2 protein-coding genes are annotated in these 4,435 nt (G+C 44.8%); both read left to right on the top strand.

Going from position 1 to position 4,435, the window contains the following annotated elements:
* On the top strand, window positions 1-3,782 hold a 3,782-nt coding region (locus tag DS891_RS24215; RefSeq protein WP_174171170.1), incomplete at its 5' end, for a non-ribosomal peptide synthetase.
* Window positions 3,783-3,795: 13 nt separating this feature from the next.
* A partial coding sequence (locus tag DS891_RS24210; protein WP_254606052.1) for a condensation domain-containing protein occupies window positions 3,796-4,435 on the top strand: 640 nt, incomplete at its 3' end.

Genomic DNA, 4,435 nt, shown 5'->3' with positions numbered 1-4,435 from the left:
CAGGAGACTTAGTTCGATATGACCAACAAGGAGAGTTGTGTTTTATAGGGCGCGTTGACGAGCAGGTGAAGTTACGAGGTTTTCGTATTGAGCTTGGGGAAATAGAGCATCACCTAAATAGCCATGATGCAGTAATAGAATCGCTAGTGTTAGTGGTAGAAGAGGCAGGAGAGTCACAGTTACAGGCTTACGTCCGAACAGAAGAAGCGACGGGTTTGGCACAGCAGCTACGTGAGTATCTACGGGCATCACTACCAGAGTACATGCTGCCAAGTCGCTACATTGCGGTATCACAGTGGCCGCTATCCCCGAACGGTAAAATTGACAAAAATGCGCTAAAAGCGAAAGTTAATCAGCCTATAGCTGAACAAATAATGCAGCCTCAGTCAGAGACTGAGGTTAAGTTGTTAAGTATTTGGTCTAGCATATTAAATACTCCGGTTACTGAAATAGACCTAAATAGTAGCTTTTTTAGTCAAGGCGGGCATTCCCTACGGGCGGTAAAAATGCAAGCTGCAATACAAGCAGAATTTGCAAAGTCACTGTCCTTACAAACCATTTTTAAGGCTCAAAGCATTAGAAATATAGCTCACTGTCTTGATGAGCAAGCTGACTATATTCTTGGCGCGACGATTCAAGCTAAGGCAGATAAGTCACAATTACACCCGCTGTCTTATGCACAAAAGCGGCTGTGGTTTATAGATAACCTGAATCAAGGTAGTTCTGAATACCATATTACTTCAGCGGTACAACTAAGCGGGAAATTTGATTTAGCGAGCGCGCAGCAATCCTTTACTTTGCTTATTGAGCGTCATGAGACGTTAAGAACCGTCTTTATTAAATCGGCTGATGGCGTTGTGATGCAGAAAGTTAATCATACTAAGCCTTTTCAGATAAAGCACTTATCATTGACTCACTTAACGGGAGATGCGCAAAAGCTGGCTTTAGAACGGTTGATACACGAGCAAAACAGTCAGCCTTTTGATCTGAGTTTAGATCAAATGCTACGTGTTTCAGCGGTAAGTTTAGCGGAAGATGAGCTTGCGATTATTTTTACAGTACATCATATTGCTTCTGACGCTTGGTCAATGGGGGTCTTGGTTAATGAATTTTGTAGTATCTATCAGGCGCAGGTGACTCAACAGCCACAAGACTTACCTCCTCTCAGTATACAATATAGTGATTATGCACATTGGCAGCAACAGAGTGACACCCAAGCGAGAATAAGTAGTCAGTTGCATTATTGGCAGCAGCAGTTGCAAGGGCTGCCCTCTGTGCACCAAATACCGTTAGATCACGCTAGGCCGAGTGCTAAGTTAAGTAATGGTAAACGCCTACAACGAAAATTACCCTCAGCGTTGGCTGAGAAATTACAAAGGCTTGCTACCGCTGCCAATATAACCCCTTTTATGCTCTACCATGGGGCATTAAGCCTATTAATATCAAAATATAGCTATGAACACGACGTTGTGATTGGCACCCCTGTAGCAAATCGATGTCAAACAGAGCTGGAACCGTTGATCGGCTTCTTTGTCAACACACTAGTGCTTCGTAGTGATACTCAAGAGCGTACTTTATCTGCATTCTTTCAGCATATTCGCGACGTGAACCTTGCAGCGCAAGAACATCAGGAAGTACCGTTTGAACAAGTGGTAGATGCTTGTTGTAACTCTCGTACAACTCAATATACACCGCTATTTCAGATCATGTTGAACATGAATAATACGGAGTCTTCATCGTTCACGCTTAGTGGTGTAGAAGCAAATCTTATCCCAGTGGCAGCTGATAGATGCAAATATGACTTAGAGTTTGCGGTACAGCTAAGTAGCAGTTGCCCTGTGTTGATGTTGCAATACGATACTAGCTTATTTTTACCCAGTAGTATGGAGTTAATGCTGGCCGATTTCGCCGCATTGCTAACAAGCTTAAGTGAGTGTACTTTTGAAACGACGATGCTTAGTGAGCTTACGCTTTCCTCATCAGAACGGGGATATATTGGGCGAGAAGCACCACAAGAATTAAGGTTACAAGAGTCGTTTCAACAGCAGGTCAATAGAAAACCAAAACAGGCAGCACTGCAGTTTTCTAACAGCACGATGACTTATGCGGATTTGGCAGCACAAGTTCAAGATCTCGCTTGCTACTTAGTAACTCATTTCCCACCTCATGCTCGAATTGGTATTTGTCTCGGCCGTTGTGAGTCTTTGTTGGTTTCAGTATTAGCAATATTGCGTGCTGATATGACCTATGTTCCTATGGATCCGAGTCACCCAGAGCAACGTTTGTTAAGAATAGCCGAGCATGCGGAGCTGGCAGCCATTATAACAAAGCCTGAGTGGCAGTCGAAGCTACAAGGCGTCTCAATTGCTACTGTCGTCGATATCAACACCTATGAGAAAACGGCTAAAACTAAGTTAGCTGAGGTGTACAGCAACCCTGTCGCGTATGTTATTTATACATCTGGTTCAACTGGCACACCGAAAGGAATTGAGGTACTACATAAAGGCTTAAGTAACTATCTTGATTATGCAGCAAAGCATTATCTTTGTGCAGGTATATTACGGTCAGTAGTTAGTTCAACACTGAGTTTTGATGCAACGTTAACTTCGTTATTGGCACCGCTTATCAGCGCTAAAACAATCACGATACTGCCAGAAGAAGATACTTTAGCTGATCTGTATCAGTGTTTGCGCAGTGGCCCTGCTAGTTTGTTTAAACTTACACCATCCCACCTGAAGGCGCTTTGCGCTATTCACCATGGTGAGAGTATTACAACACCTCATACGATAGTGGTGGGTGGGGAACAGTTTACAGGTCAGCTGTTGGGACAGTGTCAGCGATGGCTCAATGGCGCGACCTTTGTGAACGAATATGGCCCCTCGGAAACCGTCGTTGGCTGTTGTGATTATGTTGTACTTCCTGGTCAGAAAGAGCCCGCTAGTGCAGCGGTTTCAATAGGTCGTGCGATTGCAAATACCCAACTTTATGTGCTTGACCCATATCTTCAGGTGGCACCTAAAGGTGGGGTCGGTGAGCTATGTATTGCCGGCTTTGGAGTTGCTAAAGGATATTTACAGCAGCCCCAACTCACAGCCGAAAAGTTTCTGAATTGGCAAGGGGAGCGGATCTATCGCAGTGGGGATCTTGTCCGTCAACGCAAAGATGGCAACTTAGTTTACGTAGGCCGGATCGATGAACAGGTAAAAATTCGTGGCTATCGTATTGAGTTGGCTGAAATTGAGGCGCTTGCAGTGGCGTTTACTGGCGTTGAACAAGCCGTAGCCCATGTTATTGAAGGAAAAAATAACAGTGCTCAGTTATTACTTTATATAACGTTAAAACCAACTTTGTGTGGCAATGAGCAGACTTCATTGTTGAAGCGTTACCTCGCCGAACAATTACCAGAATATATGGTGCCGAGCCAGTTTGTGGTGTTGGAGCAATTTCCACTTACAGTCAATGGTAAGGTTGATAAACGGGCTTTGCCACAACCGGAGTTGACGACAGCGCATTACCGAGGACCACAAAATAAAACAGAAGCGCAATTGCAGCAATTATGGTCGAGTTTATTAAAGATACCGCAAGCGTCACTGAGCTGTGAGGCAAACTTCTTTGCCCTAGGTGGCGACTCAATATTATCAATTCAGCTAGTTTCACGGGCAGCGGAGCAAGGCCTGTATTTTAGTGTTAAAGACCTGTTTCGTCATCAACACATCGTGGCATTAGCACGGTGTGTAAAGCAGAGCAAAGGATACACGNCATTACCGAGGACCACAAAATAAAACAGAAGCGCAATTGCAGCAATTATGGTCGAGTTTATTAAAGATACCGCAAGCGTCACTGAGCTGTGAGGCAAACTTCTTTGCCCTAGGTGGCGACTCAATATTATCAATTCAGCTAGTTTCACGGGCAGCGGAGCAAGGCCTGTATTTTAGTGTTAAAGACCTGTTTCGTCATCAACACATCGTGGCATTAGCACGGTGTGTAAAGCAGAGCAAAGGATACACGATAGCACAAGAGGCGGTGATAGGAGAGATGCCATTGCTGCCTATTCAGCAGGCATTTTTCAAAAACGAAACGGCGTTAGCCCACTTTAACCAGTCGGTTCTATTAAGTACCCCAGAGGATTTTGACACCCAATGCCTGATACCGATGTTGCAAGCTTTGGTCACGAGACATGACGCACTGAGGCTCAGTTTTGATAAATCACAGGGGCAGTGGCGAGGTTGGTATCAAGCCTTGGAAGCATTGGCGCTATCAAACTGCATAGAGCAGCATGAGTGGGATGGAGAGGCAGAGAGTTTAACGGCTATTGCAGAGCGAGCGCAGCGCAGCTTATCACCGATAGATGGTGAGTTATTACGATTGGTCTATTTGGCGAACAAAGCGGGTACAGGACGCTTGCTGTTGGTGATACATCACTTAGTTGTGGATG

This window comes from Pseudoalteromonas sp. JC28 (genome assembly GCF_013319255.1).
Lineage (GTDB): Bacteria > Pseudomonadota > Gammaproteobacteria > Enterobacterales > Alteromonadaceae > Pseudoalteromonas.
The sequence above is the reverse complement of the archived record's forward strand: the minus strand, read 5'-3'. Positions and strand labels throughout refer to the sequence as shown.